The sequence below is a fragment of the Streptomyces sp. SID12501 genome (assembly GCF_010550245.1).
Classification (GTDB): Bacteria; Actinomycetota; Actinomycetes; order Streptomycetales; family Streptomycetaceae; genus Streptomyces.
In genome coordinates this window covers 1-392 of sequence record NZ_JAAGLU010001011.1, presented here as the reverse complement: position 1 = coordinate 392, position 392 = coordinate 1, and the positions used below count along the sequence as shown (strand labels likewise).

Genomic DNA, 392 nt, shown 5'->3' with positions numbered 1-392 from the left:
TGCAGCGTCAGGCCCTTGGCGAGCATGAGCACCTGCAGGTGGTACAGCAGCTGGGAGATCTCCTCGGCGGCGCGCTCGTCGGACTCGTGCTCGGCGGCCATCCACACCTCGGCGGCCTCCTCGACGATCTTCTTGCCGATGGCGTGCACGCCCGCGTCCAGCTCGGCGACCGTGCCCGAGCCCGCGGGGCGGGTCGTGGCCTTGTCGGACAGCTCGGCGAACAGCGCGTCGAAGGTCTTCACGACCGACCAGCCTAGACGCGCGACGGCGCGGGTCGCGCCGCCGTCCACGTCTGCGGACCTCAGGCGGTCGGGACGCGCTCGTCCACGGCGTCGGCCGCGGCGGCCGTGTCACGGGCGCGCTACCACACGACGCACCCGGAGAGGACGACG

General features: G+C 73.0%; 1 protein-coding gene. It reads right to left on the bottom strand.

Annotated elements, in window-relative coordinates:
• The coding region (locus G3I71_RS49585) for a phosphoribosyl-ATP diphosphatase (RefSeq protein ID WP_164325557.1) at positions 1-242 on the bottom strand (242 nt) is incomplete at its 3' end.
• Positions 243-392 lie beyond the last annotated feature (150 nt).